Here is a 2,966-nt window from a genome sequence, read left to right on the forward strand (position 1 = left end):
CCCCAAACAGTTTTAATATATTCAGGCTTAGACGGATCGGCCTCAATTTTTTCCCGTATTCTTCTGATATGGACGGTCACTGTATTGATGTCCCCATATTCATTGAACCCCCAGATGCGGTCAAATATTTGTTCTCTGGTAAAAACCTGCTGTGGATGAAGTGCTAGAAAATACAGGATCTCAAATTCTTTGGACGATAATTGAACTTGCCGGGCGCCTATAGCAACGGTGTAGCCTTTGCTGTCTATTTTCATATCTCCAAATTGAAGATACTGAGGCTGCTCAAAAGGTGCAGAGAGCTGGGTAAAACGGCGGATTTGGGCTCTCACCCGGGCTACCAGCTCCCCGGGGCTGAAAGGTTTGGTGATATAATCGTCGGCCCCCAGGCCCAGACCCAAGATTTTATCCACATCGCCCTTCCTGGCGCTCAGCATGAGAATGGGAACGGTTGACTGGCTTCTGATCTGCCGGCACACTTCCATGCCGTCAAGCTTGGGGAGCATGACATCCAGGATGATCAGAACCGGTTTATGCCGGCGGTAAAGCTTTATAGCTTCCTCCCCGTCATACGCCGCTATGACGCTATAGCCTTCCAGCTCCAAATAGTCCCGAACCAGATCACAAATCTCTTTTTGATCATCCACAACCAGGATTTTTTCTCGTGCCAATTGATCCACCGTCCCAGTAAATTTTCCCCTACATTATATCGCAAATACTATAGCTGTAATGATTCAATGGCTATTAATATAGAAGATCCTTTTTCTTAAACAGATAAATGCTGCCTAAATAAGAAAAAACTCCATAAACAAACATCACTATCAAGCTCAAAGTGATTTCTCTCCCGTTTCCGCCAAAAAACAAACTATTAGGGAACTCATGAAAATAGGTGATAATCAAATAAGGCCGGATATTCTCCACAAGCTGCCCCGCCAAACTTAAGAGAAGCAAGAGCCCGATGGAGGTTGCCACAGCCGCTCCGCTGCCCGGAAACTGCAGGCAAATAAGCATTATCACCGCGGCGAAAGCCATAAGCGGCAATATTGAGGTTGCGTATGAACCCATCGTCGATAGTATTCCGGTTTCAGTGGCAAAAACATTTCCATTATAGATAAATTGATCCCCCCAGCCGAAAAGTAAAGCGCCAATCAGATAAGTTGCCATCATTCCTAAAAACAGGAGAACTGTTACCGGCACAATCAGAGCCAGGATTTTGGCAGTCAACAGCCTTGTACGTGAGGCCCCATGAAGCAGCGGAAGCTTCAAGGTGCCGGTCACATATTCGTCGGTAATCGAATCCCCCAAGGTTACAATGAGGAAAATAGGTATTATGGAATTAATGGTGGCCAGCATATATAGAGGCAAGTTCTGAGCATTCAAGGTGAAGTCTATTGACCCCAGGGCCATTTCAATCGCCGGTAGTAATGAAAACAGGACGATCATGATCATAAAGACATAGATTTTTTTCTGGGCGAAAATCTTGAAGACTTCGTTGGCTATTAATTTATGCAATATTCTTACCCCCTTCGGTAAGTTCTATAAAAAACTCTTCTAAAGATTGATTTTTCGGTATTAAATAATCTACTGCCACCTGTTGTGAGACCAGCAGCTGATTGATTTGATTAGAGCAACCTTTTTCGATTTCTACTATCAAACTCCCTGCGCGGGGATGGACTGATTTGACCATACTCCTTTCCCGGAGAATTTCTATAGCAGCGCTGATTTGCCCGGTAATAATCTCGACTTTTTCATTTTGGGAGGCCGACAGTTCTTTCATCGGCATTTGGGTGATAAGACGGCCTTCTTTGAGTATCGCAACTTTATTGCAGACTTGTTCCACCTCATAGAGCAGATGAGAAGTGATAAAAAATGTAATATCCTGTTCAAGAGCAAGTTGAGAGATCATTTCCCTGATTTCGATCATTCCTTGAGGATCCAGACCATTGCTGGGTTCATCGAGAAAAACCAGACCGGGATGATTGAGCAGAGCCCTGGCCAGGCCCAGGCGCTGCTTCATGCCCAGGGAATAGGTCTTTACTTTATCGTTAGCCCTTGAAGCCAGACCCACAATTTCCAGAACTTCCCCAATTCTGGATTTGGGCAGTTCAGGGTGCAGATTGGCAATGAGCCTCAGATTGTGGTAAGCCGATAAATAGGGGTAAAACTTGGGGGTTTCCACCACGGCGCCGACCTTGCCGATGGCCCGGTTAAAATCCGTTTTGGTATCGTAACCGTTGATTTTGACTGAGCCGCTGTCCATGGCGATCAGGCCCAGCAGCATTCGTATGGTGGTGGTTTTACCCGCTCCATTGGGACCTAGAAATCCGAAAACATCTCCTTGCATGACGCTGAAACTCAGATCTGAAACCACTTTTTTATTCCCCAAGGTTTTATTGATGCGGAATGCCTCTAAAACGGTTGCCTGGTCCATGATCCTCCACCTCTTGTTTCAAATTCTTACATTGGACTATGGTTATATTTTGGCACTCACTGCTTAAGCAGCAATTATTTATTTATTAAATAATTATTAATTACAACCCTGATGAAAGAGAAAGTGTAACAGCCGCAAGGGCTATAGATGCACCTATGCCGCGCGGAGTTTTGGAACAGTTCGGTTTTGATGCGGATGCTTATGCTTATGCTAAACAGTTGAGCAATGCTGGGCGGATTTCGCAGGCTGGGGAGGCTGCTGAGGCCGACTTATAGCTAACCGGCCCTTCCGCATGAGAAGGGCCGGTTGATTTTTTGCCGGGGCTTGTTTTTACTCTTGTTTTCATGGCCGTTAGGGCTGGACAGACGAAGCCTCAGACTGTCTTATGTTTACGCCGAAATTGACGGGTTTGCCGAAATAAACGGCGGTGGTGACGATAGCGTTTATGCCGGTTCCTGCATAATTGGCGGCATTTTCTTCATTTATCCCGCCAGCCGCCAGGATTACCAGGTCAGGGTTTATGCCCCGCAATATCTTC

The 2,966-nt window shown here is 45.9% G+C and carries 3 protein-coding genes and 1 pseudogene; all 4 read right to left on the reverse strand.

Annotation, left to right across the window (positions count from 1 at the left end; genetic code table 11):
• Nucleotides 1-668 (reverse strand): response regulator transcription factor (locus B3W37_RS02700; protein ID WP_483174709.1); only part of this gene is annotated, 668 nt, incomplete at its 3' end.
• Nucleotides 669-741: 73 nt separating this feature from the next.
• Nucleotides 742-1,509: an ABC transporter permease gene (locus B3W37_RS02705; RefSeq protein ID WP_483174711.1), complete on the reverse strand. Its 768-nt coding sequence runs from the start codon at nucleotides 1,507-1,509 to the stop codon at nucleotides 742-744.
• Nucleotides 1,502-2,428: an ABC transporter ATP-binding protein gene (locus tag B3W37_RS02710; protein WP_483174713.1), complete on the reverse strand. Its 927-nt coding sequence runs from the start codon at nucleotides 2,426-2,428 to the stop codon at nucleotides 1,502-1,504. The genes B3W37_RS02705 and B3W37_RS02710 overlap by 8 nt, the downstream gene beginning before the upstream one ends.
• Before the next feature lie 351 nt (nucleotides 2,429-2,779).
• A pseudogene (locus B3W37_RS02715) lies at nucleotides 2,780-2,966 on the reverse strand (hypothetical protein); the annotation flags it as partial.

It is taken from the genome of Syntrophomonas sp. UBA5494 (genome assembly GCF_002426325.1).